This is a genomic window from Providencia sp. PROV130, from assembly GCF_028482225.1.
Classification (GTDB): domain Bacteria; phylum Pseudomonadota; class Gammaproteobacteria; order Enterobacterales; family Enterobacteriaceae; genus Providencia; species Providencia rettgeri.
This window is the reverse complement of sequence record NZ_JAMPQC010000007.1, coordinates 37,517-64,168: the sequence shown is the minus strand read 5'-3', so window position 1 is coordinate 64,168 and position 26,652 is coordinate 37,517. Positions and strand designations below refer to the sequence as shown.

General features: G+C 39.5%; 24 protein-coding genes. 19 read left to right on the top strand and 5 right to left on the bottom strand.

Features of this window, described 5'->3' with window-relative positions; genetic code table 11:
• Window positions 1–4: 4 nt before the first annotated feature.
• The 3 genes from PSF28_RS06480 to PSF28_RS06470 form a co-directional block, all read right to left on the bottom strand.
• Window positions 5–2,500, bottom strand: a complete 2,496-nt coding sequence (locus PSF28_RS06480; protein WP_272684801.1) for a fimbria/pilus outer membrane usher protein — start codon at window positions 2,498–2,500, stop codon at window positions 5–7.
• 82 nt (window positions 2,501–2,582) lie between these two features.
• Entirely contained in the window at window positions 2,583–3,140 is a 558-nt protein-coding gene (locus PSF28_RS06475; RefSeq protein ID WP_210840216.1) for a fimbrial protein, read from the bottom strand.
• Window positions 3,141–3,383: 243 nt separating this feature from the next.
• A complete protein-coding gene (locus PSF28_RS06470; protein WP_004907928.1) occupies window positions 3,384–3,620 on the bottom strand; it encodes a helix-turn-helix domain-containing protein in 237 nt (78 codons plus the stop codon).
• 1,289 nt (window positions 3,621–4,909) lie between these two features.
• On the opposite strand from PSF28_RS06470, the gene PSF28_RS06465 reads away from it, so the two are divergent.
• The 9 genes from PSF28_RS06465 (at window position 4,910) to PSF28_RS06425 (ending at window position 13,865) form a co-directional block, all read left to right on the top strand.
• Window positions 4,910–5,905, top strand: coding sequence for a nitrilase family protein (locus PSF28_RS06465; protein WP_272684818.1), 996 nt, complete (start codon window positions 4,910–4,912; stop codon window positions 5,903–5,905).
• Window positions 5,906–5,986: 81 nt separating this feature from the next.
• Window positions 5,987–6,892, top strand: coding sequence for a LysR family transcriptional regulator (locus PSF28_RS06460; RefSeq protein WP_210838352.1), 906 nt, complete (start codon window positions 5,987–5,989; stop codon window positions 6,890–6,892).
• Between the two features lie 78 nt (window positions 6,893–6,970).
• Window positions 6,971–7,969, top strand: coding sequence for a 3-oxoacyl-[acyl-carrier-protein] synthase III C-terminal domain-containing protein (locus PSF28_RS06455; RefSeq protein WP_272684800.1), 999 nt, complete (start codon window positions 6,971–6,973; stop codon window positions 7,967–7,969).
• Entirely contained in the window at window positions 7,966–8,973 is a 1,008-nt protein-coding gene (locus PSF28_RS06450) for an NAD-dependent epimerase/dehydratase family protein (protein ID WP_210838356.1), read from the top strand. Before PSF28_RS06455 ends, PSF28_RS06450 begins: the two co-directional genes overlap by 4 nt.
• Window positions 8,967–9,770, top strand: a complete 804-nt coding sequence (locus PSF28_RS06445) for an MBL fold metallo-hydrolase (RefSeq protein ID WP_210838358.1) — start codon at window positions 8,967–8,969, stop codon at window positions 9,768–9,770. The genes PSF28_RS06450 and PSF28_RS06445 overlap by 7 nt, the downstream gene beginning before the upstream one ends.
• Complete coding sequence (locus PSF28_RS06440; protein WP_272684817.1) at window positions 9,764–11,044, top strand: F390 synthetase-related protein; 1,281 nt, start codon at window positions 9,764–9,766, stop codon at window positions 11,042–11,044. The genes PSF28_RS06445 and PSF28_RS06440 overlap by 7 nt, the downstream gene beginning before the upstream one ends.
• Complete coding sequence (locus PSF28_RS06435; RefSeq protein WP_210838360.1) at window positions 11,041–11,655, top strand: phosphatase PAP2 family protein; 615 nt, start codon at window positions 11,041–11,043, stop codon at window positions 11,653–11,655. The genes PSF28_RS06440 and PSF28_RS06435 overlap by 4 nt, the downstream gene beginning before the upstream one ends.
• Window positions 11,648–12,772, top strand: a complete 1,125-nt coding sequence (locus PSF28_RS06430; RefSeq protein ID WP_272684799.1) for a sterol desaturase family protein — start codon at window positions 11,648–11,650, stop codon at window positions 12,770–12,772. Before PSF28_RS06435 ends, PSF28_RS06430 begins: the two co-directional genes overlap by 8 nt.
• A complete protein-coding gene (locus PSF28_RS06425; protein WP_210838364.1) occupies window positions 12,762–13,865 on the top strand; it encodes a fatty acid desaturase family protein in 1,104 nt (367 codons plus the stop codon). The genes PSF28_RS06430 and PSF28_RS06425 overlap by 11 nt, the downstream gene beginning before the upstream one ends.
• Before the next feature lie 34 nt (window positions 13,866–13,899).
• On the opposite strand, the gene PSF28_RS06420 is transcribed toward PSF28_RS06425, so the two are convergent.
• Window positions 13,900–15,219, bottom strand: coding sequence for a polysaccharide deacetylase family protein (locus tag PSF28_RS06420; protein ID WP_272684798.1), 1,320 nt, complete (start codon window positions 15,217–15,219; stop codon window positions 13,900–13,902).
• A 328-nt stretch (window positions 15,220–15,547) separates the two neighbouring features.
• Between PSF28_RS06420 and PSF28_RS06415 the strand changes: the two genes are divergently transcribed.
• The 3 genes from PSF28_RS06415 to PSF28_RS06405 all read left to right on the top strand — a co-directional run bounded on the left by PSF28_RS06415 (window position 15,548) and on the right by PSF28_RS06405 (window position 19,119).
• Complete coding sequence (locus PSF28_RS06415; protein ID WP_004907900.1) at window positions 15,548–16,660, top strand: mandelate racemase/muconate lactonizing enzyme family protein; 1,113 nt, start codon at window positions 15,548–15,550, stop codon at window positions 16,658–16,660.
• Between the two features lie 249 nt (window positions 16,661–16,909).
• Entirely contained in the window at window positions 16,910–18,220 is a 1,311-nt protein-coding gene (locus PSF28_RS06410; RefSeq protein WP_210838368.1) for an MFS transporter, read from the top strand.
• 101 nt (window positions 18,221–18,321) lie between these two features.
• Window positions 18,322–19,119 carry a Crp/Fnr family transcriptional regulator gene (locus tag PSF28_RS06405; RefSeq protein ID WP_272664423.1) on the top strand — a complete coding sequence of 266 codons (798 nt, stop codon included), beginning with the start codon at window positions 18,322–18,324 and terminating at the stop codon, window positions 19,117–19,119.
• Here the strand turns inward: PSF28_RS06405 and exuR are convergent, their stop codons facing one another.
• On the bottom strand, window positions 19,120–19,881 hold the full coding sequence (exuR, locus tag PSF28_RS06400; protein WP_272684797.1) for a transcriptional regulator ExuR: 762 nt from the start codon (window positions 19,879–19,881) through the stop codon (window positions 19,120–19,122).
• A gap of 238 nt (window positions 19,882–20,119) precedes the next feature.
• Here exuR and PSF28_RS06395 point away from each other — a divergent pair, with 238 nt between their 5' ends.
• The 7 genes from PSF28_RS06395 to PSF28_RS06365 all read left to right on the top strand — a co-directional run bounded on the left by PSF28_RS06395 (window position 20,120) and on the right by PSF28_RS06365 (window position 26,513).
• Entirely contained in the window at window positions 20,120–21,613 is a 1,494-nt protein-coding gene (locus PSF28_RS06395; RefSeq protein WP_272684796.1) for a UxaA family hydrolase, read from the top strand.
• A gap of 224 nt (window positions 21,614–21,837) precedes the next feature.
• Complete coding sequence (locus PSF28_RS06390; RefSeq protein WP_109912662.1) at window positions 21,838–22,689, top strand: MurR/RpiR family transcriptional regulator; 852 nt, start codon at window positions 21,838–21,840, stop codon at window positions 22,687–22,689.
• Between the two features lie 187 nt (window positions 22,690–22,876).
• The gene (locus PSF28_RS06385) at window positions 22,877–23,308 is read left to right on the top strand and encodes a PTS sugar transporter subunit IIA (RefSeq protein ID WP_109912663.1); all 432 of its coding nucleotides are present in this window, start codon (window positions 22,877–22,879) and stop codon (window positions 23,306–23,308) included.
• A gap of 9 nt (window positions 23,309–23,317) precedes the next feature.
• Window positions 23,318–23,791, top strand: a complete 474-nt coding sequence (locus PSF28_RS06380; protein ID WP_109912664.1) for a PTS system mannose/fructose/N-acetylgalactosamine-transporter subunit IIB — start codon at window positions 23,318–23,320, stop codon at window positions 23,789–23,791.
• A 46-nt stretch (window positions 23,792–23,837) separates the two neighbouring features.
• Window positions 23,838–24,629 carry a PTS mannose/fructose/sorbose/N-acetylgalactosamine transporter subunit IIC gene (locus PSF28_RS06375; RefSeq protein WP_004907885.1) on the top strand — a complete coding sequence of 264 codons (792 nt, stop codon included), beginning with the start codon at window positions 23,838–23,840 and terminating at the stop codon, window positions 24,627–24,629.
• On the top strand, window positions 24,626–25,456 hold the full coding sequence (locus PSF28_RS06370; RefSeq protein ID WP_115168010.1) for a PTS system mannose/fructose/sorbose family transporter subunit IID: 831 nt from the start codon (window positions 24,626–24,628) through the stop codon (window positions 25,454–25,456). Before PSF28_RS06375 ends, PSF28_RS06370 begins: the two co-directional genes overlap by 4 nt.
• A 13-nt stretch (window positions 25,457–25,469) precedes the next feature.
• Entirely contained in the window at window positions 25,470–26,513 is a 1,044-nt protein-coding gene (locus tag PSF28_RS06365) for a tyrosine-protein phosphatase (protein ID WP_210838375.1), read from the top strand.
• Window positions 26,514–26,652 lie beyond the last annotated feature (139 nt).

The following is a 26,652-nucleotide window of genomic DNA, read 5'->3' as shown; positions in this document are numbered from 1 at the left end:
TCCTTTATTGGCAAGGGATCAGGACTTTACCCTGATTTTTTTCGGCAATATTAGGTAAATTCAAACTACATTGGTTTGCGCCAGCGGCCCATTTCACTATGTAGCTTTCTTCTGGAACCACACCCGTTAAATAAGCAACGCCACTATCTGCAATAATTCCGACTTCTCTTCCTGTGCCTACTTCAATCACACTGGTACCAAGCGGTGGATAATTTCCATTATTCAAACGGATAATTGCTAGAATACGTTTTCCTTGGTTCGCTTTTATTCTCTGATAACCAATTGAACCCTCAGTCAATGTTTTACCAATAATGTTGTCATTGACATCCACATCATCAGGTAATGTATTCATATCAATGTAAACATCTGAATTAGAAAAACTATTTAAGCTTGTCGCCACACCGATCCCAAATCGGTTAGTGATAGATTCTCCATTATCAATAGAAATTCCAGCGACATTATCACTATCAATCATCACCCGAGGTTCATTGTTAGTCCCGTTACGGTGCATGGCTGCACCGTATTTCGTTGCTGTCATAGAGCCATACCAACTACCGCCGACAGCGCGATATGAATTCACATTTTCTGTCGCATTAACATTTAACACGCCATAAGGCGATGAATATTGATAACTACCACTGATATTAGGCTCTGCACGCCCAAGTTTGTGCTGGTCACCGCCCACACGCATACTCCAGTAGTTATTATTATCATTTGCACTGTAATAACCGACTGACTGGCCAAAGCTATGGTCATTGTCTGCATATTGAGCGTCATAACTCACTGAAGCCCCGTTTTCGAGTGGCACGGAGAAAGACAGATAAATTTGATTATCATCTGTCTCTTCATATTTAATTTTATTAAGAGATAATGTGCCGGAAATATTTTTAATTTGCCCAATACTGAATAACTTACTAAAGCTCATCCCAAAGTTTGTTGTCGATTCGCTATTCCAAAATTGACGATGAGAGGCATTAAAATAAACCGTTAAATCCAATGGGCTAATATATTGATTAAAAGACGCAGTATAGACGTTTTTGTCACGCCTAAAATCAAGCACACCATTAGCTGCATCAATGTATTGAGGCATTGTTAAGAATTCTTTTTCAGAAAACTTATAGCCTGCAAATGTCACCTGCGAATTGGTAGATTCAAAACGTTTAGAATAATTTAAACGGTAGCTGTTACCTGAATAAGAGCCAAAATTATCTAAATTTGCATGGGTACGAGTAATATCGAGGGAAATAGCACCAAACATATTCATGTTTTGCCCTATTCCCAAGTTCATCGCTTGATAATTGTTATTATCGACCGTTGCAATTAACCCGCCGAAGATTGATGTGTTACCAAATAAACCATAGGAGACTTCCCCAACAATAAATTTAGGATCGACTTTCTGTGAGCGACCAAATGGGTCAGATTGTCCCATGGTAAATTTATAAAGCAGCTGCCCCTGACGAGTTAAAAACGGCAACGATGCTGCTGTCACTTGATAAGTGGTTTTTGAACCGTCTTCTTCCTCAATAGTGACATCTAAAGTACCTTGTACCGCTTCAGTAATATCTTGAACATTAAATGGCCCTGGAGCGACTTTAACTTGCTTAATCACACGCCCATTCTGTGAAATAATTACCATCGCATTTGTTTTAGCGATACCCGTAACCTGAGGCGCATAACCACGTAGTGAAGGCGGAAGCATCCGATTATCACTAAAAATAGACGCTCCTATAAAGCGAAAACTATCAAATAAGTCAGTCTTCAAATAAGACTCACCAAGTAAAACCTTTGCACCCATTTGAGGTAAAGCACGAAAAGCATACAACTGAGTCCAATCAAACCGCTCATTCGTTTTACCTTGAGAACGATTATATTGATATTGATAGTCTGCACGGAAACGCCAAGCGCCTAAGTTAACGCCAGCGGTACCGTTACTACTACCACTGAATGTTTCGCTGTTATTTTTAGGCGCAGAGTAATTGGCAAATAGGTTATAGTCGAGAAATGCCCCCGCAATCCCATTTTCCCATTGGGAAGGTGGAACCCAGTATGGATCATCATATTCAAGCCAAGCTTGAGGAATAGAAAATAAGATATTCTGATTCGCTTTGTCAAAGCGATAATTAATATCTAAATTTTTAGATAGTTCAACACACTGGCCATTATTATTTTGCAGAAGTTCTTCCTTTATCTTCTTTTTTAATGCAAAAATATTTACCATCTCTGGTGTAACACAGAGTGTTGAAGTATCTTTACTCTCTTCAATGAACTTAATTAAATACTGCCCTGATAATTTCCTACCATTTAATGTAATATCCGTTAAGTATTCACCTGCGGGAATAAAGTCAGGGTTTGAAAATTGACTCAAATCGATATTATCTCTATCCTTAGCGTCAATAATATTCATATTAAATTCTACTGCATTTGATATTCCCGAAACGGAAAATGCCAAAGCAATCGAAAATAATATTTTATTTATTTTAAACTGAGGCAATAGAGACATGATGTTCCCTGTCAAAAAATAAAAACCAAGAAAGGAAGATAACAGGCAAATAAAATATATGCCTGTTACCTTAAATAAAAAATTACAGGTAGTTTAAAGCGTAAGTTGCTTGAGAAATGATGCTACCAGTTTCAACCTTGCTACCATTTGCTTCAACACGTGCGCTGAATGCTAATTTATTTGGACCATCAGCTAATGGCAGTTCAACACTGGTGTCACCAACTTTCATTGTTGCGCCATCTGCGTTGATTAAACGCACACCAACACCTTTAGAAGTACCTGTGTTTGCCAGTAATTCTTTAGCTGTGGTATCTGGAGTACCCGTGAAAGTTACTTTAACTTTACTAACAGCAGGGAAGACAACTACATCGCTAGCATCTTTAACTTCACCTAAATCACAGTTTTCCAACTGGATATTATATTGAACACTTTGGCTATATTTGTTACCAGTTTCCAATACTTTATTTGCAACTTGGCCAAGGTCAACGTTAATTGTACCGTCACCTGGGATTGAGCAAGGCGCATTAATAACTTTACCAGTAAAATTGATGATACCACTTCCTTGATCTACAGGTGCTGCATTTGCAATACCAAATGAAGAAGCGATAATTGTAGCTAATGCAATTTTAGTTAATTTCATTTATATTTTCCTATAAAAAGACGACATACGTAACAATCACCTAATAATCAATAAATTATTAAGTTGATATTTATTTGCTGGAATATGTAATGGTAAAAAAAAACATAAAAATAGGTTTTTACCAAAGAAAGTAAAAACACTATAACTTTATTAATTTAATATACTTAATTAATTTAAATGAATATTATTTATAATTATCTTATTAATTTCTATTTATAATTGGATTATTCCTAATATTTTAAATTAATTATTTTCTTTATTGATAAAAACATCATCGATAAAAAAACAAATCATTTCAGTTTCTAACGCATTAGCAAGCACGTGCAAGTTTTCAATATTGATATTGCACTCACCTCTTTCATAGCGTGAAATTTGTTGCTGACTTACACCAACAAGATTCGCTAATTCAATACCAGAAAGCCCTAAATGCTTTCTTCTTTTTCTAATCTCTCTGCCTACAATCCGATTTACATTTATCATCAACAATAGCCCAAAATAACCTAAAATATTAAATGGCTAAATTATATTACAGATCAAAACCTTTAACATAATAAACAGCACTGCTTATATAACCAAATCAAAGTAGAACAAACCAATTAAAACACGAAATTTGAGTTAATTATAGTTTTCAATATATAAAAGTAAAACTGTTTGTAACGATCAATCGAATAAATTAAAGCCATTGAAACCTATCAATACTTCATTATTTTAGTTTTAATTATCTTATAGGATAAAAAACACATTATTCATATTAGTTACTATTTTAGTAAAAATGAAAAAATATAACATAACAAATTGATTTTAAAGAAAAATAATTTATTACCATTAACAATGGTAATAGACAAAAACATGAAGAGGTTTTAATTTATAATATAGTTAAGATATTTATCATAAATTCAATATGGTATTCATTGATTACTAAGTATTTTTATATATTTATTTTTATATATTAATTTATTTTTTACATTTTTAATGTTTACTTCAAAAAAACAACTGTTAATGGTTTTTTTATTTTTATCATTTATTTTAATTAAATTAATAGATGTTTTTGCTTACTCACAATAAGAGTTCAGAATATAAAAAATGGTAATTTTTTCTAAATGGTCACTATCTACTCATAAGTAAAATAAGTTATCCGTAATAAGAGTAATGCCAATATTGATAGCCTTCAATAACTCACATTTAGGGTAAAAACCAACAGCCCGCAACAAAAATAACCCTTAAATAACAATATTTTATATTTATTTCTAATTGTAACAAATCACAAAAGTATATTGCAGATTTACAGGATAAAAACGGAATATAACAAAAATAAAACATAATAATTATAGCTTTAAGCATAATAAAATGAGTAAAACAAGTGTTTTACCTCGTCCTTCCCCAGAAAAATAGTCAAAACGACAAGGAAGAGGCATATGAATATTGCATTTTGCTCATATAGCTTATGTTAAACTTATGCTTTTAATTTCAAGAATAAAGACCACTTGCATACCTAATTCACTAAATAAGAGCATTTTTTGAGGAATAATTGACCAAACGTTCTTTAAATAAAGATAGATAATATAAGAGTATCACACTTAATGTGAGGTTTTATTTTATATAATATAATGCAAATCCATCTTTTTACGTTAATTTACGTATAAAAAAACTATTTTTAAGTATCCTAAAAGCTTTATTCAATAACTAACCGTTATTGAATAAGAAAATAACTCATTATTTTTTGTCTGAACAACATGGTTTGATCTCCTTAAACCAAGGAGATCAAAATGATGCCAGCACAATCACAGCTTCGTGTTGCAACTGTACAGTTCCAACACCGCCCTAGCGATAAAATCTATAATTTAGAACGCATCCATGACTTTATTACTCAAGCTGCACAACAAAAAGTGAAAATACTGGTGTTACCTGAAATGTGTATCACCGGTTATTGGCACGTGCCGAAGCTACCAGATGACGCCGTTTATGCATTGAGTGAAACCTTGCACGATAGTCCGTCATTAGCATTGATCCGCCAGCGTGCGATTGGATTAGACATGATTATTGGTGTTGGGTTGATTGAAAAAGGGTTAGATGGCAAATGCTACAATACTTGGGTTGCTTGCATGCCAGATGGGCAATACCATACTCACCGTAAATTGCATGCGTTTGAGCACCCAACCATTCATAGTGGAGATAGTTACACGGTATTCGATACACCATGGGGGGTAAAAGTTGGTATTTTAATTTGTTGGGATAATAACTTAATTGAAAACCCACGCATAAACGCGCTACTTGGTGCAGATATTATTCTTGCTCCTCACCAAACGGGTGGAACACATTCAAGTAGTCCTCATGGTATGAAACCACTCGACCTTAGTCTCTGGGAAAATAGAAAACAGAACCCCCAAGCACTATTGAAGGCATGCCAAGGGGAAAACGGGCGAGGATGGTTAATGCGTTGGTTACCTTCAAGAGCTCACGATAATGGCGTTTTTTATCTGTTTAGTAATGGCGTTGGCTTAGATGATGATGAAATTCGAACAGGAAATGCCATGATAATAGACCCTTATGGCCGAATAATAAAAGAAAGCGAGGCAATAGATGATGATATGGTCGTCGCTGACCTTGAATTAGATTTGCTGCCTACTTCAAATGGTCGACGTTGGTTAACCGGAAGGCGACCTGAGCTCTACCGGATCATCACTGAAACGCTGGGCTATGAAACCGATATTCGAAGTGTTCGCTTTGCGGAGCAAAATTTCCCTTATCATCAGGAAAAGCCATAATAGCTAAAGTCAATGACACGCCATAACATTCATAATAGAAATACTATGGCGTCTTCTACTATTAGGAACTGGCTAACCATCATGGATACTCGACTACTCCGCGCATTTATCATTCTTGCAGAAACAAAAAATTATCGCGAAGCTTCATCACGTTTATATATTAGCCAGCCAGCCTTAACGAAACAAATTCAATTACTTGAAAAACAATTAGAGATGACTCTGTTTGAGCGTGGACGTCATGGCGCTGTATTGACTCCACACGGTAAAATACTATTTCCCTATGCACAGCAAGTGCTTACTCACACAACTGAGCTTTTACGTCAATCCGCAATACTTCGAGAACACCCCCCTGTAAAACTAACTGTCGGATTTGGCATATCAACATTTCACGAAGCATCCTTTTTTGTTGCACGGCTGCGTGAAAAACTCCCTGAGATTCCGATTCAGCTGGATGACATGCCTTCTCACGAAATGGAGAAACAGCTACAAACTCATGAATTGCATATTGCTTTTACTCGCCAATTTGCATTTAAAAGCACTGATAGCTTAATGAGCAAAGCATTAAAATTTGAAGTACTGGCTTTAGCCGTTGCACAAAAATCGGCGTCTCGATTATCAGTTAAGGAATATCTAACTCATTTTCCTTTATTATTGCTTCGTGCAGAACGTGGCTCAAAGCTTCACCAACAAATTCGGCATTACCTAAAATATGAAAGCTTATCAATTACCCCCTCTCAGGAAGCAAATGATATTCAAACATTAATTGCCCTCGTCGCCGCTGAGGTTGGTGTAAGCCTCTTGCCCTATAGTGCAAAGAATATTAGCTCAAAAGACACTCGCTTTATTCCGATTCAACATTGTGAACAAGCCCAATGGCAGATTGATGTAGTATGGCAGGCTTCATTACCTAAATTATGGCAAAACACCATCCATGATTTAATTAATGAAGTTTATGGAGCATTCTCAAGAGAGAGTGAATCAGAATAACTCCGTAATTCCTATATATTAAACATTTGAACTCTGATATTTATTATCATTATCATCGTCAGATAGGCACATATTGATATGTCTGGTAACCAGTCAATAACTCCCCTGAAAATTATCGCTTCTGGTGTAGCACTTCCTGAGCATAAAATTCTCTCGTCCATGTTGGATGAAAAGTTAAATAAACCAAAAGGGTTTGTCGAAAAGCATTCAGGCATCGAATATCGCTTCCATGCAAGTCATACTGATTCACAAGCACTTTTAGCCGCCCAGGCGATTCAAAATACATTGCAGGCGAACCATATCCCGCCAAGCAGTATTGATATGTTGATTAATGCCTCCGCTATCCCAGTGCAAGCGCTTCCGTGTTCAGCAGCGCATATCCTTGAGCAATCGAATTTAAACCAAGGAATTGCCTGCTTTGATGTCAATTCAAGTTGTATCAGCTTTATCACTGCGTTACAGATTGCAGCAGGGCTATTAGCCACCAGCGCTTATCAACGCATTGTGATTGTTTCTGCGGATATCGCCTCGCGCGGTATTGACTGGCGGGATAAAGAGTCATCGCTGATTTTTGGGGACGGTGCTGCTTGTGTTGTCGTGGAAAAAGGAGATGGAAATAGCGGAATTATTTCTTACACCCACACCACGCATACTGCAGGCATTGATTTTTGTGAAATTCGCGCAGGTGGCACAAGATGCAACCCACGCTCGGGTATGACCGATGATGACTTTCTGTTCCACATGCAAGGGAAAAAATTGTTTCGCCTCGCGTCTTCTTTGATTGAAGATTTTATGCAACAGGTTTTCAATGAATCGGGTTTACAGCTCAAGCAAATTGGTACCGTGATCCCACACCAAGCGAGTCACCTTTCTTTAGAGCATATGCGCCAACGTGTCGGGGTAACAACGGAACAATTAGTCGATATCTATAAACATCGAGGGAATCAGGTTGCGGCCTCCATCCCTTCTGCATTACATGAAGCCATTATTACAGGGCGTTTCTATGAAAAACCCAGTGCCATGTTAATCGGCACTGCTGCTGGGCTAGCGCTGTGTGCCATGGTATTAGTGCCATGAAAATATTGGTAACAGGCGCAACAAGTGGTCTGGGACGCAATGCTAGTGAGTACTTACTTCAAAGAGACATTGATGTAGTCGCTTGTGGGCGAAACCAACAAGCAGGAGAACAGCTAAGCCAATTAGGAGCAACATTTATTGCAGTTGAATTAGCCGAACTCACCGTTGAAGAAGCGAAAATACTCATGGCAGGTTGTGACGCTATTTGGCATTGCGCCGCCCTTTCTTCGCCTTGGGGAAAACGCCAAGATTTTGAAAAAATAAATGTTCACGCCACTCAAATATTGGCTATCGCAGCAGGGGAAGCAAAAATCTCACGCTTTGTCCATATTTCCACCCCTGCCATTTATTTTAATTTTACCCACCAGCAAAATATTCATGAGTCCACGGTTAATAAACATTTCGCTAACCAATATGCCAGAACAAAGTATTTAGCCGAAACCATGATCGAGCAATGCGTTAGTCAATTTCCGGCAACTCGTTATACTATTTTACGCCCTCGTGGCTTATTTGGTCCTCATGATCGTGTTTTGCTACCGCGTTTGCTTGCCCAAATAAAATCACGCAAGGGAAAACTGGTGTTACCTAATGGGGGAAATAACCATTTTGACCTCACCTACGTGGGAAATGTGGTTCACAGCATGCAACTGGCGACTTTTAAAGAAACACTCCCTAATGGAGCCATTTACAACATTACCAACCAACAACCACAAGCACTAAAACTGACATTAAATCAATTATTTAACGAACTTAACTTAGAATGCGAAATTCGTTCAGCCCCTTACCCTTTGCTGTATGCTATTGCCAGTCTATTAGAAGTCATTGGCCGTTTAACGGGAAAAGAGCCATTACTCACACGCTATAGCCTCGGTGCAGCCTATTTCACCATGACATTAGATAACCAAAAGGCACAGCAAGAGCTGGGTTACTATCCTTTATATAGCATGCAACAAGGCGTTCATTTGACCGCAAAATGGCTGAAAAAACAGGAGAACCCATGCTAACTATTCATCAATATGAAGTGGGTTATTGCACACATCCAGGCTGTGTCGCGTTAAAAGGCGCCAGTTTTAAATCTTGTAAATTTCCAGCAAGGGCATGGTTGATAGAAGATGAACACCAGCGTTGGCTGTTTGATACTGGTTATGCCACTCATTTTTATGATCATACGCGCCATGGCATTATGCGGCTATATCGAGCAGTCACTCCAGTGTATTTCGAAAGCAAAGATGCCCTTGTCAATCAATTGGCTAGTGATGGCTTAAAACCTAATGATATCAATGGTGTGATTTTATCTCATTTCCATGGTGACCATATCGCGGGGCTACGTGACTTCCCTAGTATTCCCATTATTTGTTCAGGAGATGGCTGGGCTAAAACACGCCCTTTAACTGGATTTGCTGCATTGAAAAATGCCTTTGTCAGTGGGCTATTACCAGATGACTTCGAACAACGCACTGTATTTTATGAAGGTTTCCCTAAAGTGGCGTTACCAAATGAATTGCAAATTTTAGGCGAAGGCTATGCAGTTAATCAGCAGAAGACATTATTGATTGTGCCGCTCCCTGGGCATGCCGCTGGGCATATTGGTTTGTGTGTACTAACTAACTCAGGCTGGATATTGCTCGCAGGTGACGCAGCATGGTCTCCCACTAATTACCGCGAATTGCGTGGCCCCATGGCAATTGCTAATATCATTATGGATGATAAGCAGGCTTATTATGAAACACTAAATAAATTACATGAAATTGATAAGCGCAATGTGGTTATCCAACTGTGCCACGAAGGGGATTTATTGTGATCCTTTCGATGCTTTGGCATTACTGGCGAGCTCGCCATTTGACGTTTCGTAACCGTAGCGAACTGGAAGCTTATCAACAAAAACGTTTAGCGCATTTTAAACGCAAAGTATTAGCGAAAAGCCCCTATTTTCAGCGATATATCAATCAGCCATTATCTAATTTCCCCATAATAAATAAACAAATCATGATGGATAATTTTGATGAGATGAATACCGCCGGGCTGTTAAGCCAAACACTTCTAGAATGTGCGCAAAAAAGTGAGCAATCTCGGGATTTTGCCCCTAAAGTGGGGCGCTACAGTGTCGGGTTATCCTCTGGAACTTCAGGTCGTCGAGGCCTTTTCGTTGTCAGCCCAGAAGAGCAAAATGTCTGGTCTGGCAGTATGTTAGCTAAAATGTTACCCCAAGGCCTGTTTAATGGTGAGCGTGTTGCCCTGTTTTTACGCGCCAATAATAACCTGTATGAAAGTGTCAATAACCGTTGGATTTCACTGCGTTTTTATGACCTTTTCGCGGATTTTGACCTGCAACTCAGCGCTCTTGAACAATATCAGCCTTCGATTATCGTTGCGCCAGCCCAAGTGTTATGTGCGATTGCTGACGCCATCAACCAGCAGAAAATTCAATTAAATGTACAAAAAGTAATTTCCGTCGCTGAAGTACTAGAACCTCATGACAAACAAAAATTACAGGGTTGTTTTCCCCATGTAGGGGAAGTTTACCAAGCAACGGAAGGTTTTTTAGGCTGTACTTGTTCTCATGGCACTATGCATTTAAATGAAGCTTTTGTACATATTGAGCCTAATTGGCTTGATAATGACCGTTTTTCACCCATTATCACGGACTTTACGCGTAAAACACAGCCTATCGTACGCTATCAACTCGATGATGTTTTAGTGGTGAAAAAAGATGCTTGCCCTTGTGGTTCTCCTGAAATGGCGATTGAACGTATTGAGGGTCGCTGTGATGATTTACTTCAACTTCCGGGCTATAAAGGAAACATGGTGACTATTTTTGCAGATCCCTGTGCGCGGGTCATTGTGAATCACTTGCCTGTTACTGCTGACTTCCGCTTAACCCAGCAGGGCAACTCTTTATATTTACAGGCTGAATGTTCTCTTACAGAGCTATCCCTCTGCCAGCAACAGCTAACACGCTATTTTGCAAACCAACATGTTGATATTTCTCAATTAGATTGGCAATTATCCACTGCCGCTATTCCACAAACACTCTCTGTTAAAAAGCGACGTATAACCCGTAAGGAAGCGAAATGAATATCAGGGAATTATTCACTCGCTTTATCTATTGCCTACTCGGTTGGGGGACTGTTGGCATTGTTTATCAATATACCGGGCAAGTGACTGGGCAAGCTTATGTTTTATCACCCAGTGAGCTGGATAATGCCGTCCCATTTTCACCCGATGCCATCTGGCTTTATCTCTCCTTTTTTCTGTTTATCCCACTTGGGTATTTTCTCAGCCCTCTAAGAAAAGCTCGCTCACTCATGTATGCCATGCAGCTCTGTGCACTGGTTTCTGGGGCGGTCTATTTATGCTACCCCACGACTATGCTGTACTACGACTACGATTTATTAGCCTTATCTGGGCAGGCTTTGTCTGCTTTAATTAATATTGATAGCCCACAAAATTTATTACCTTCTCTACATGTCTCATTGACTCTCATCGTGCTCAATGCATTATGGTCAACACAACAAAAATTTCGCACGGTTTTAGCCGTTATTTGGGCGATTGCTATTTGTGCCTCGGTATTGGTGCTAAAGCGCCATTTATTTATTGATATGGTTACTGGTGCACTCACCGCTTGTGGTGCATTACTGATTGTTCACACAGCGAAATTTGCCTTAAAGAGAAACACTGATGAATGAATTAACCTTTCCGATTGTTTTCATGTTAGCGGTCGTGGTCGCAGAAGGTTTAGTGATCGCCAAAACACAAAAAGGAACCGTTAGCTGGCAAGAATTGGTGTTCAACCTGAACTCTGGCCATATTATGTTGTGGTTATTTAGAGGGTTAGAAATTTTTTGTTACGGCTTTGTCGTGACCCACTACTCATTCAACCTCGTTGAAAACTGGCCAACCGCACTGGTATGGGTGTTTGCGATTTTTGCTTGGGACTTTGGTTTTTACTGGTTACACCGCTTGCACCATACCTACCGTGTTTTATGGGCCGTTCATGTGGTTCATCACCAAGGGGAGCACTACAACCTATCATTAGGTGTGCGTAATTCTTGGTATTCATCACTAACATCAATCCCATTCTTTATGTTACTGGCGCTAATGGGGATCCCCTTAGAGGTGTTTATCACCGTTTCAATATTGCACTATACCATTCAATTCTTTAACCACAGTGCGCTGATCCCGCGTTTGGGTTGGTTGGAGAAATTCATGGTAACGCCACAGCACCACCGAGTTCACCATGTGAAAGAAGGGCATTATTCCAATCGTAATTTCGGGGGCAGTTTTATTTTTTGGGACAAACTGTTTGGCACATTTTCCAAGTTACCTGAAACTGAACACCATTTTGGTATCAAAGGCGCTCCCGCTTCTGAAAACCCGTTTATTGATAGCAACTTACCTTTTTGGCGTATCATTAAACGCCGCGGACAACCCAAAGCAAAACCCGCACCATTATTTCGCGTGAACCAAATTGCATTAGTAATGGGAACACTTCTCCTATTTAGCCTTGTTATTGGTTACGTCTATATTTATGGCTATGGTTATCAAGGTACGACCCAGCAACAAGTGACTTTATTTATCTTATTAGCCTTGGGTACCGTAGCTCTATCGGGTATTTCAGATGGCCGTAAAATTGGCTTGATGAGCTGGTTTTTCATCGCTTGTTTGCTATTAATTTGTATTTTATTTATTTGGCAATGGACAACTCCATTTTGGGTTATTTTTACCAGTGCACTATGGCTGCATAGTTTATTAATGTTACTTGGTATCGGCCGAAAACCCATACAGGTGCGCGATGTTTCCTGAACCGCTAAGGCCACTAGGCTACCAACACCGCCATGATCAAGCGTTCCAAAAAGCGTTGAACATGGCCGCTAAACACTATTTACAACAGCGTACTGATCATCGGTTCGCTGACTTACGTTTTTATTTAAAAAGTCTAGTTTTAATCTTGTGCTGCCTAGGCAGTTACGGCATAGCATTATGCGCTAATACGTCTTGGGCATTTTTTATTTTTTACCCTCTGTTTATCTGTTTCGCATTATTATTAGCCATTAATCTCGTTCACGATGCTTCCCATAATGCAATTTTCAAGCAGGCCAAAGCCAACTATTGGCTCAATTTTTGGGTTACTATTCCGTTGGGGCTAGATCCTGAATGCTGGCGTGTCAGGCATATTATTTTTCACCATGCTCACACCAATATTCGCCATTATGATTTAGATATCGAAGAAAATTTTGTCTTACGGCAAACGCCTTATCAGCGCTGGTACCCGTTTATGCGAGCTCAGCATCTGTATTGGCCATTAATTGCCGCAATGACTTTCCCTGCACTGATTTGGTTCTTTGATTGGATGGATAGATTTCATTTGACGCGTGTCGCCCCTCATATGCGCCATCAAGGCCGTCGTGGTATTGGAGCATTTTTATTGGCTAAGTTACTGCATTTGATTGTGGCGATAGTCATACCCGCTTTTGTTATCACTGATATCAGTTTAGCGACCTTGCTACTCACTTACTTATTTAGCCAAATGTTAGCCTCTCTTATATTTGTTGTATTGATACTTGGCACCCATTGGGCGAAAGCGACTTTTTATACGCCCCCCAAAGAAGGCAATATGCCGCATGGTTTTTATACTCACACTTTTTCAACCACTTATGATTGGCAAACTACACCTCGTTGGTTAACTTATTGGTTAGGTGGATTAAACTTACATCTTACACACCATTTATTTCCCAATTGGAACCACCGCCATTACCCTGCCCTTGCTAAAATCATTGAGCAAACTGCCAAGCAGTTTTCGATGGATTACCATTGTATTAGTGCGAAAGAATTGTTTATTTACCAACAGAAGTTTTTAAAAGAAATGGGAACGGGCAAGCAAGCGGAAGAGCACTGAGCCAAACACCCCAGTGCTTACTTCGCTATATTGATTATCTATCGATAATAATATTTTGATTTATGACGCTTTTTTCACTATTTCCAACCATCTGAGCAAATTTCTCTAATGGGTCAGTCCGAAAAGCATACAAACGTTTGAGGGCAAATGGGTTATCCCCCAGTTTGACTTTTCCTTGAATGGTTGTCAGTGCTAAATGTAAGCCAGCTTTTTTCCCCGCGTCCATTGCTGCGGAGTTATACCCACCAAAAGGATAGGCTAAATAGCGTTGTTCCGGTTCGAAGCGACTCAAAATTTTCATCGACCGTTTAAAGTCCAACATAATTGTATGTTCTTTCCGGCTAAATAAAATTGGTGAGTTATGGCTATCTAAACGATGCAAAAAGTGAGTATGAGATTGGATGTTAAAAACATCTCGGCTATCTTTGATTTCTTGCTTACTCATAAATTGTAAGCCATCCGCTGACCATTTTTGTGGCTGTGTTTTAATCCGTGAAGAAATAATAAACAGCGTCGCTTGCTGGCGATTATGCCTTAAAATCGGTAATGCATAGCGATAAACCGACTTTAAACCGTCGTCAAATGTCAACACAACAGCCTTACCCGGTAGATTTGCAGATTTATTTAAATAGTCTTCCACATCGGCAAGCGAAAGCGTTTGGTAGCCCGCTTGTTCTAAATAATTCATTTGTTCGCGAAATGCTTCCACCGATGTTGTGGTGGACGTTTCACGAAAATGCTTATTTTCACTGTCTTTGAGAATATGGTGATAAGTTAAAATCGGAATGCCTTTATCCAATGAAACATCATCTAGACGTACATAGCCTAGCCTATCCCCAAGACGAATGGTTAACCATGCCGTTTTTTCACCTGTATTATCCGTTTTAATCATCCGCGCTAACACAGGATAACGCAGGTTTTCCCATAAAGAGGCTATTTGCTTACGATTACTTTGAGTTGAGTTGTATACCGCTGTTTTTTGGTGTGTGACTAAATAATCATAAATGGGATTTTGTAAGTCATTTAGCCTATCTACTTCAGGTACATAGCGCGGCTTTTTGTTAGAAAATGATATCGTTTTCACAAATGCGTAGTCATTGCCAAACTGCATCGCGCAATAATCCCCTGAGGGAGAATAAGCGTAAAACCCGTGTTCTGCGTTCAGTTCTGCGACAGCGCGCATTTCTCCAGCAATCATCGCAAAAATAATTTCAGACTGCTTTGTTTGAACTAGCTTGGGTGGGATGTCTGCCAACTGCCAATCATCGGTATTATTGACGATTTCAGAAGCCATAGATTGAGGGAGAAAGCTCGTAAATAAAATACACAGTAATAAAAGTAATCGTTTAGACATTTTTCATCCGCTATAACGCTGGGTTTCCGCAATTATTCTAAACCTACTCTAGATTGAACCCCATACCCCAATAAAAATTTTTATTGTCCCATTCTCATTATTATCACGAAAAATAATACTTAAAACGAATGGTTGTTATCTTAACTTATTAAGTTGTTATACCAATTTAGATATTTCATCGTGATCTATCATACAAAATAAAGAGATCTAGCTCATATTTATCAGTAAAAGGCGCCATCAAGGCACAATCTGTAAATCATTTGACAGTTTAATCCATTTCCCACTGCTAGATTGGCATTCAACCACCTTACAACACCTGGGAACAATAATGAAAATAAAAGAAATTAGTACTTTTATCATGCACGTACCTGTCACTAATGACCTAATTGGTGACTCAACTCACAGTATTACCCATTGGGGAATGCCGGGTGTCATGATCAAAACAGAATGTGGGTTAGTCGGCTATGGCCACACCGGAACACACGCCGATATCACTACCGACCGCTTAATCACCACCATTATTGAAGATGTTTTCGGTCCTATGTTACTCGGCGAAGACCCAACAGAAGTACGTTATTTGCACCGAAAACTCACTCGCAGCTCAACCAATATTTGGGTTGGCCGTGGTGGTCTGATGCAAATGGCAATTTCTGCCATCGACATCGCCCTTTGGGATCTTAAAGCTAAAGCCGCAGATCAGCCGCTCTGGCAACTGTTTGGCGGTTCAAAACACAATAAAGTTAACGCCTATAACACCGACTGCGGTTGGTTAGTGCGTAGCCAAGAAGACTTAGTCGATGATTGTAAAAAAATGATCTTCGAAGAAGGCTTCAAAGCAATAAAAATGAAGATTGGCAAACCAGACCCACGCGAAGATCTACAACGTATTGAAGCAGTTCGCCACGCAATTGGCGATGATATCGACCTAATGGTAGATGCGAATGGTAAGTGGGATATCAGTATAGCCAAGCAATATGGCCACCGTTTAAATGATTTTAATATTAAGTGGTTTGAAGAGCCGTTGTGGCATGATGATGTCGCCAGCCATAAACAGCTTGCCGCTTATATGGATACACCTATCGCATTAGGTGAATTACTTTATCACAATGATTCATTTAAGGAATTTGTCTTAGCGGGTGCCGTTGATTACTTACAACCTGACGCCACACGCTGCGGTGGTTTAACTGCAGTATGGGAAATCGCTGACTTAGGTATGGCCTTTAATTTACCAGTGACACCACACCATGGCGATATGATGCAGGCACAATTGCATCTGGTAATGGCACATCCAGCCTGCTCTTTACTGGAATTCATTCCTTGGACACTGGACTGCTTTGTTGACCCGGTCGAAGTTATTGATGGTGTTTATACCACACCAACCGCGCCTGGGGCAGGTACGACGTTAAAACCTGAAGCATTAGCTAAATTTAACGTGAAATAATGATCATTCCCTTTTTCAATATTTCATTTCTAACAACATGAAAAAGGGAAATTAATAACAAGAATTATTCATTTTAAATTACTTATTTATACTCTAAATAATTCATGATGCAGCCAACAACACTGCAACTTGAAGTATGACGAGCATATTAGCTCTATACTCTACTCTGCTGGTTATTCAGCGGCGGGCTAAACACATAATAAAAATGAATAGATAACATTACTATCTTACAAAAAACTGGGGTGAACCATGTCCACCAATACGGATCATTTATCATCGGCTACCAGCAAAGCAATACGAAAAATAATACCAATGGTGGTATTAATGTTCATATTGGCTTATTTAGACCGTTCAAATATTGGTTTCGCGAAACAAGAATTTCAGTTAACCACTGGGTTAAGTGATGCTGCATACGCATTTGGTGCAGGGATCTTTTTTATCGGCTACGCATTGTTTGAGGTACCAAGTAATATTCTACTGTACCGCATTGGTGCCCGAGTATGGCTATCGCGCATTATGGTCACGTGGGGGCTCGTCTCTGCCGCCATGATGTTTGCCCATGATGAAACCACCTTCATTGTGCTACGCTTCTTACTTGGTGTCAGTGAAGCGGGCTTCTTCCCGGGGGTTATTTTGTATTTAACCTTCTGGTTCCCACAAAATATCCGTGCACGGGTGACAGGCTACTTCTTATTTGGTGCACCACTGGCATTTATCATTGGTGGCCCATTATCAGGCTCACTCCTGTCGTTAGAAGGAACTTCATTTGCCTTCGGTTTATACGGCTGGCAGTTAATGTTTGTCGTAGAAGGCTTATTGGCATCTATTGTCGGGATTTGGGTATTCTTTTACCTTGATGACCGCCCTGAAAAAGCCAAGTGGCTGACAGCTGAGGAAAAAAGTGCACTTTCCGCTAAATTAGCCTTGGAAGAAGATGCCAAAGCAGGTCATAGCCCGAAAGGTGCCTTGAGTGCATTATTAGATATGCGCGTTCTCTACCTGTGTCTGATTTGGTTTACCGTTCAAGTATGCGGTTATGGTATTTATTTCTTCTTACCAACCCAAATTGGTACGTTATTGGGCAGTAAAGTCGGCATACTTGTAGGCTTTGTCACCGCCATACCACCACTGTGTGCGGCCATTGCAGTTTACTACGTCCCTCGTATTTCAGAACGCCTAAAAGAACGCCGTAAAGTTGCTGCCATTACCTTTATGTTAGGGGCTGCCGGGATCGCTGTTTCTGGTTTATTTGATAGCATTCCAGTTATTGCCATTATTGCGTTATGTGTCGCAGCAGCAGGCCACTTAGCCATGCAACCTCTGTACTGGAGCTTCCCATCTGCATACTTAGGCGGTACCGCTGCGGCATCAGGAATCGCCCTGATTAACTCAGTGGGTAACTTAGGTGGCTTTGTGGCACCAAACTTAAGAGTGTGGGCAGAAACCACCTTTGAGTCTGCCCGTGCAGGGCTCTATTTTATCGCTTTAGTCGCCTTTATCGGTGGTTTGTTAATTCTGACATTAAGAAGATTAGGTATTGAAAAACGATTTGAAGATTAATTAATGATCTTTTGAATCCCTCCCGAGCCAAAATAAATGGCTCGGGTTTTCTATTACTCTATTTTTTATTTGTGAGGTTTACTCGAATATTGCGGTGGTTCATGATTGAACATAACCCTACCAAATGTCATGATAAGTCAGCCAATCATGCAGGGAGCATTCAGATGAACATTGCGGTACAAAACAGCCAATTAGTTCTAACGCATGAAAATATTCTTGAAATATTAAAAACAAATAGTTGGTTTAGTAACTTACCCGATTATTTAATTTCCATCTTAATGACATGCGCCACATTACGCTTCTATCCTGATGGTGAAATGGTCCACTATCAAGGTGACCCTGCACGTGGTCTATATGCGGTGATTCAAGGCTCAGTAAAAGTGAGTTCGATATCTTCAGATGGCCGTGAATGTGTATTTCGCTATCTTTCACCTGGCAATTGGTTTGGCGAAATTGCCATGCTAGATAAGTCGGCGCGCACCCATGATGCTAAAGCAATTAGCCCAACCATTTTACTGACGATATCACCGAAAGATTTAGCCATGATCTTGGAAAAGCACCCCGTTTTTTACCAGTTTCTGAATATTTTGCTTTGCAAAGTGATTCGTAATGCCTTTACCATTATCAATGACAGCGCCTTATTGTCTGTTTCCGCCCGGCTGGCTAAGCGTTTATTGAGTTTAGCGGAAGGTTATGGTGAACCTCATGAAAAGGGGATTCAATTGAGCCTTTATCTGACACAAGATGATTTGGCGACCATCATTAATACCACACGGCAAACCATCAATAAGCGTTTAGTCGCATGGGAAAAACTCGGTTGGATTGATGCAAAATACGGGAAAATTATTTTAGTTAATCTCCCCGCGCTGAAGCAGATATCTGAAGATGATGAAGAATAACTAGCTGTCATCATCCATCGTTGGGCTATCTGCGAAGAAGTAGCGATCCATAGTGAATTCAAAGTCATCACTGGTCGCATTGAACAACATTTTTTTGGTATTTTCCAAATGTTGCCACATGGCTTGCCGCGCCCCTTTCGGGTCTCGACGCGCTAACGCCTGTAAAATTTGGTCGTGCTCATCACACCAGCTCTCAATCGAACAGTTATCAATGTGCTCATGAAGCTTGAGCCAGTAAGGATTACGTAAGCGTTGGCTCCACATTTGCTCAACAATCACCACCATCGCACTGTTATGGGTCGACGCGGCAATTTGCATGTGGAAGGCAAGATCCCATGTTGAGTCGCGAAAACGATCCTCTTTACGCGCATGCTTTTGAATATCAACCAATTTTAAAATATCTTCTTTCGTGGCTTGGCTTGCGGCAAATTCGGCGATGTGGCTTTCAATCAGTTGCCTTGCTTGTAATAGTTCAAATGGCCCACAACGACTAAATTCGAATCCGGTTTCTGTATTGACTGAGTTATTAGACCGATTACTGATGACATGTATGCCAGATCCTTTGCGTACATCCACATACCCTTCCACTTCTAACATAATGATAGCTTCACGGATCACCGTACGGCTCACCTTCATTTCATCAGCAAGTAACCGTTCTGCAGGCAATTTAGTGCCAACTGGGTATTCATCATTTTCGATGCGTTCTTTGACCAGAGCCGCAACTTGTTGGTATAGGCGCGGTTCACTCTCTTGTGAGCTCATTATTTTCTCCTTTCATATAACAACCCGACTCATTGGCCACTAATGCCTCACAGTATAACGAAATTTTATGGTAATGGGTTAAATAGAAGTTCACTGATAAATAAATCCCAATAAATTGGTATAACATCTTTAAAAGTTATAAACCGGATCGTATAATGTTTGAAATTTAGACAACAAAAAAAATCGACACTAGGTGGCCGATCGCACTGAATCCGATTTTCAACCCAGAGAATGCAATATGATAAAAGATATAATAAAAATACATCCGAATGACAATGTCGCCATTACCTTAATCGATAGACTCGCGGGTGATACTGTCACCGTTGAAGGTCAATCCGTGGCATTAAAGCAGGACATCGGTCGCGGCCATAAAATAGCCCTAGATACGATTGAAACGGGTGAAAATGTCATGAAGTATGGAGCGCCTATCGGCCACGCAACAACGAAAATAACCGTTGGCGAGCATATTCATACACACAATATCATCACCAATTTAAGTGCCTTAAATGACTATGAATATCACCCTGAACACCCATCACTCGTCGCGACGCTGCCAAACCCCGATGTACAAATTTATCGCCGTGCCAATGGTGATGTCGCGATCCGCAATGAAATTTGGGTGATCCCAACCGTTGGCTGCGTGAATGCACTCGCTAGGAAAATGATCGAGCGCTTTAATAAACAACATCATGGTGCTTCTGATATTGATGGCGTTTATCTGTATAACCATACTTTAGGATGTTCCCAGCTCGGTGATGACCATTTAACAACGCGTACTATTTTACAAGATATGGTTAAGCACCCTAACGCAGGTGGTGTTCTAGTCATTGGTTTAGGCTGTGAAAATAATCAAGTAGCCGCCTTTAAAGAAACATTAGGTGACTATGATGATGAACGCGTGAAATTCATGGTATGCCAACAATTAGATGATGAAATTGAAGCCGGTGTCGAGCACCTTAATGCGCTTTATCAATTCGTACAGCAGGATAAACGTGAAGCTGGCAAACTGAGTGAAGTGAAATTTGGCCTTGAATGTGGTGGATCTGATGGGCTTTCAGGGATCACCGCTAACCCACTGTTGGGCTGTTTTTCTGATTTTTTAGTCAGCCATAACGGAACTACGGTGTTAACGGAAGTCCCTGAAATGTTTGGTGCAGAACAAATTCTAATGAACCACTGCCATGATGAACCAACGTTTGAGAAAACGGTCAATATGATCAATGACTTCAAACAATATTTTATTGCCCATGACCAGCCAATTTATGAAAACCCATCTCCAGGGAATAAAGCCGGCGGTATTTCGACACTCGAAGAAAAATCCCTCGGCTGCACACAAAAAGCAGGTACTAGCCAAGTAATGGATGTTTTAAAATACGGGGAGCGCCTGACAACTCCGGGGTTCAACTTATTAAGTGCACCGGGTAATGATGCCATTGCGACCAGTGCCTTAGGTGCGGCAGGCTGTCATATGGTGTTATTTACCACCGGTCGCGGCACACCATACGGTGGCTTTGTTCCCACCATGAAAATTGCGACTAATAATGAATTAGCCGCCAAAAAACCCCATTGGATTGACTTCAATGCGGGCGCCCTATTAACAGGAAAATCCATGGATCAGTTATTAGATGACTTCATTCAGCTTGTTGTGAAAACCGTTAATGGTGAGCACACCAAAAATGAAATCAATGACTTTCGTGAATTAGCAATTTTCAAAATGGGCGTCACACTTTAAAAACAAACTATTCCCTATTGCTTAGGCCATCGTTAAGCAATAGGGATATCACTAACTATTTATATTTATTAATTTTTCCCTACCAACCTGACTTTCTAGCCTGAACCATAAACCCATTTATAGTGACATGAACCCAATAAAGAAAAGTCACCATTTCCCTATTTTTAGGATATGGTAGGATCCGTTTCTTGATGGCAAATTTTAATTTATTAGCAGGGTAAATAATGATAGACCTAAAACTTAGAGAGGCCAGAGACAGCCTTTCCACCAAAGAAAAACAAGTCGCTGAGTACATTATTGCTAATAAGAAAAACATGCAAAGTATTAGCATTCAATCCCTTGCCCAAGAAAATAAGGTCAGTACCACCACTATTTTGCGCCTGTGTCATAAGTTGGGCTACCAAGGTTTTAGTGACCTAAAAATTGATTTAATTTCATCGATTAATCACAAGTCATACGGCACCCTACTGCAAGAAGATATTGACATTAATGACTCGATGGAAACCGTTAATCACAAAGTAGGACTGATTGAAAAATCATCCATAGAAGAAACTTGTGCTTTGGTTAATTTAAATGCCTTTAAGCAAGCAAATGAGTTAATTAGCAAGAGTAAAAAAATTGTAATTTATGGTGCTGGTAGTAGTGGATTAGTTGCAAAAGAATTTGAATATCAACTAATTAAAATAAAAAAAGATGTTAATTGTCACCTTGATTACAGCATTCAATTTAGTATCGTGAATACGTTAGATCAGAACGATCTTGTCATTGTCATATCTCATTCCGGTGAAAACCACGAATGTATCAAGCTACTCACTCTTGCCAGAGAATTGAAAGTTCCGACCATTGCTATCACAAAAATGGGACAAAGTTCAGTATCAACCTTAGCTGAGACTATCTTGCATACAATATCGACTGAAAATATTTCAAGGATCATCCCCATTCGCTCAAAAATATCCCAACTCACTGTAATTAATATGTTGATTACTAACTTATTTATCAAACAATATGATGAAAGAATTCAAAAACAAATTAACACTCGTGCGGAACGCTTTACTCGTCTAAACAGCAATAACTGATCGACTTTCTCCTTCTTAACATCGCCTATGTGGCTCTGAGTAGCCACTTCGATCTTGCTCACAAAAATGACCCTTTCTAGGGAGCTCCCTCTTTTCATTCCTATTTTTTGTGATATTGTTACTTCAAAATAAATATATAAAAGTAATTTTATTACTAAAATAAAAAAGATAAATACAAGGGGAAAAAATGAGCTCTCAAATACCTATCATACTGGCTAGCCATGGGCCTTTTGCACAAGGGTTATTGGAATGTGCTGAAATGCTAATTGGCTCGCAAGAAGATATCAGCGTGATTTCGATTCAAAGAGAAAGCAATATTAATGAGGTGAAAAAACATTTATTTGAAACATATCAGCATGTTAATAAAGGCAATGGTGTTTTAATTTTGGTCGATTTATTAGGCGGTTCTCCTTGCAATTTAGCCAGTGAGCTCGTTATTACTCAAAATGATGTCGTGCTGTACTGCGGAATCAACGTTCCGACTTTTCTCGAAATACTCAGCAACCGAGATCTTCCTTTACATGAACTTCATCAAGTCATTAATGATGTATTCCCTGACAGTTGCATTAATGTCGGTGAACAACTTAAACCATTAGCACAAAACGATAGCGAACTTTAGGAGAATCCCATGCCAATTAACGTTGCTCGAATTGATGACAGACTTATCCACGGCCAAGTTATTACTACTTGGGTTAAAAATTTTGATATTGAGCAGGTGATTATTGTCAACGACAAAGTTGCCAATGACACTGTTCAGCAATCCGTTCTTACTATGGCGGCGCCACCAGATCTAAAAGTCGTCGTTTTTGGTGTCGATAAATTCATTGAAGTCTTAAAAAAAGCAGAAATTAAACGCCGTACTATGTTGCTGTTTACTAACAGTATTGATGTGAATAGGCTCGTCGAAAGTGGCTTAAAATTGGAAAAACTGAATGTCGGCGGAATGCGTATGCAAGAGGGCCGTCGTAATTTATCTCGTGCGGTTGCTGTGACACCGGATGAAGAACAAGCCTTTAGGTCGCTCATCAACAATAACGTTACTGTTGAAATTCAAATGGTTCCTAAAGATCCCATTGTTGAATTAAAAACATTACTCAATTAATTCATCTAATCATACTTATTTTCACTTAATAAGTGAGGAGCCTATTATGTTGGTAGAGGCCATTTTAATTGCGATTTGGGCAGGTATTTGCTCATTGGATGATGTCGGTCCGCAAATGCTAAGACGCCCATTACTTACCGGTACTGTGGCCGGTATTATCATGGGCGATATGGTGCAAGGGTTAGCCATTAGCGCCACATTAGAATTAATGTGGATGGGAATTGGTAATGTTGGTGCTTATTCTGCACCCGATATTATCGCCGGTTCAATTATTGGAGTTGCGCTCGGTATTGCTTCCAATGGCGGAATTGCAGCGGGTATCGCCCTTGCCGTACCTGTCTCTATTCTATGTCAGCAATTACTGATTATCTGGCGTTCTTTTGCCAGTTTCTTAAATGTCTGGGCCAGTAAATCCATTCTTGATGGCAACTACAGTGGCCTAACAAAAGTGCATTATTTCTCGACGCCACTGTGGTTTTTTATTCGTGCCATTCCCTGCTTTATTGCGGTTTATTTTGGTAGTGACTTAGTCAATAGCATATTAAATGCCGTACCTGAAAGTATTCTTACCGGTATGGGTGTCGCATCTAAACTAATCCCTGCTGTTGGTATCTGTATTCTGTTACTCATGTTGCTTAAAGGCAGAATGTGGTTTTTCTTTCTGCTCGGTTTTATGCTCACAACCTATTTAAAATTGCCAATTATCCCAATTACTTTTATCGCTCTGGCATTTGCTGTGCTTTATGACATGGCATTTGCTAACAGCTTGCGCCAAACACCAGAAGAAAAAACAGCACCAACTTCCCATAAAAATGAAGAAGAGGAGTATGACCTATGAGTGAAATAACCACCTCTGAAAATAAAAAACTCACGAAAAAAGAGCTTAATGGTATGTTTTGGCGAATTCAAACCATGTCATTCTCATACAACTACGAAAAACTGCAAACTATTGGTTTTGCTCATTGTATGGTACCCGTTCTCGATAAGCTTTATGAAAAAGCAGATCAAGAAACGCGTATTAAAGCCATGCAACGCCACTTCGAGTTTTTTAATACACAAATTAACGCAGGTGCATTAATTCTCGGTGTCACCGCAGCATTAGAAGAAAAAACAACAGAAGAAGAAAAAGAGGCGGTCGTTTCTGTAAAAGCCGGTTTGATGGGGCCATTTGCAGGTCTTGGCGATAGCTTATTAAAATTTACATGGCTACCCATTTGCGGCAGCATCGGAGCCGCATTTGCGCTGCAAGGTAATATTATCGGCCCTATATTAATGTTTATTCTGTTTAATATCGTCAATATCGGCACCAAATATTTCTTTATTCATTATGGCTATAACAAAGGCGTTGATTTAATCGAGCAATCGAAGAAATCAAATATTATTCAGCGAATTACTAATATAGCGAACGTTGTCGGGGTCATGGTCCTAGGTTCCTTGATAGCGACGACCGTCAAGCTTTCCACTCCGCTAACCATCGCCGTCGGTGAGCAATCTATCAAAGTACAAGAGATGTTTGACAAGGTAATACCTAACTTACTCACCCTTCTCTTTGCGCTCGGTATTTTCTTCCTTGTTCGTAAATTTCAAGGGAAACATACCGTTGCACTCATTGTTGCCATTATGGTTTTAGGTGTTGTTTGTTCCGTGTTCGGAATTTTAGGATGATAAAGGGAAATATATGGAAATCGAAGTCAACAGAGTGAATGAATCAACACTCGAAATAAAGTTTAGTGAAATTCCATCCTCTCCTCTGGCATTATATTGGACGGATAAACCTGATACTCAGGTTTATCCTGAGAATTTCATTACAGATAAATTAGAGAATAGCATTACAGTTCAAGACCCATTAAATGCTAAACAACGCATCTATTTTATTTTACAAAATGCCAATGGACGTAGATTATTCGCTGAAAGAACATTACCTATTGAGGGATTAAATAACTTCCGTGATTTTGGGGGTTATACCACAACAGACGGAAAACAGGTGAAATGGGGAATGTTATACCGTTCCAACCATCTGTTTAATTTGAATGAACAAGCGGTCAATTATATTTCCCATCTAGGGATTAACAGCATTATCGATTATCGTACTCAAAATGAAATTAATAAATCGCCTAATTGCCATGTTGGTGAAAAGAAAACCTATCATCTTGATGCAACAGCTCAAACTGCTGAATTAGCAGCACAATTTGCCGCATCACCAGATAATGAAGATAAAGCGTTAATCGAAAGTGTTATCCAGCATATTCCGAAAGAGATGATTAACGGCGATGGGTTACAAATATTAGAGCAATATCGCCAATTTGTAGTGAGTGATAAGTCAAAAGCCGCCTTTAAGCAAATGATAGAAGTTTTATTAGATAGTCATAATGCCCCAAATATTCAGCATTGCCGAGGCGGAAAAGATCGAACCGGTTATGGTGCATTACTGGTGCTTTCCATGCTAGGTGTTCCGAAAAAAACCATTGTGCAGGACTATATGCTCACCCATTTTAACCGACTTGAACGTAACGAAATTAAAATGGCGGGATATCGGAAAATAACTCAAGACAAAAATGTACTGGATTATTTACTTTCACTGATTGATACTCAAGAATCATTTATTATAGAAGTCTTTAATGCGATGGAAGAAATATCCGGCTCTGTAGAAAACTATATTAAAAATGAACTTAAATTCACAAATCATGATATTAAGCAACTCAGAGAAATATACTTAATTTAAATAAATTTAATTATTTTATAAACAACCACAGGCTTAATAAAATAAACCTGAGTAATGGCTGTATTTAAAAAACAGTAAAATAGCCACATAGCTTATTTATTGTGGCTATTTTATTGACGAAAAAATCCGTTATTGGTTA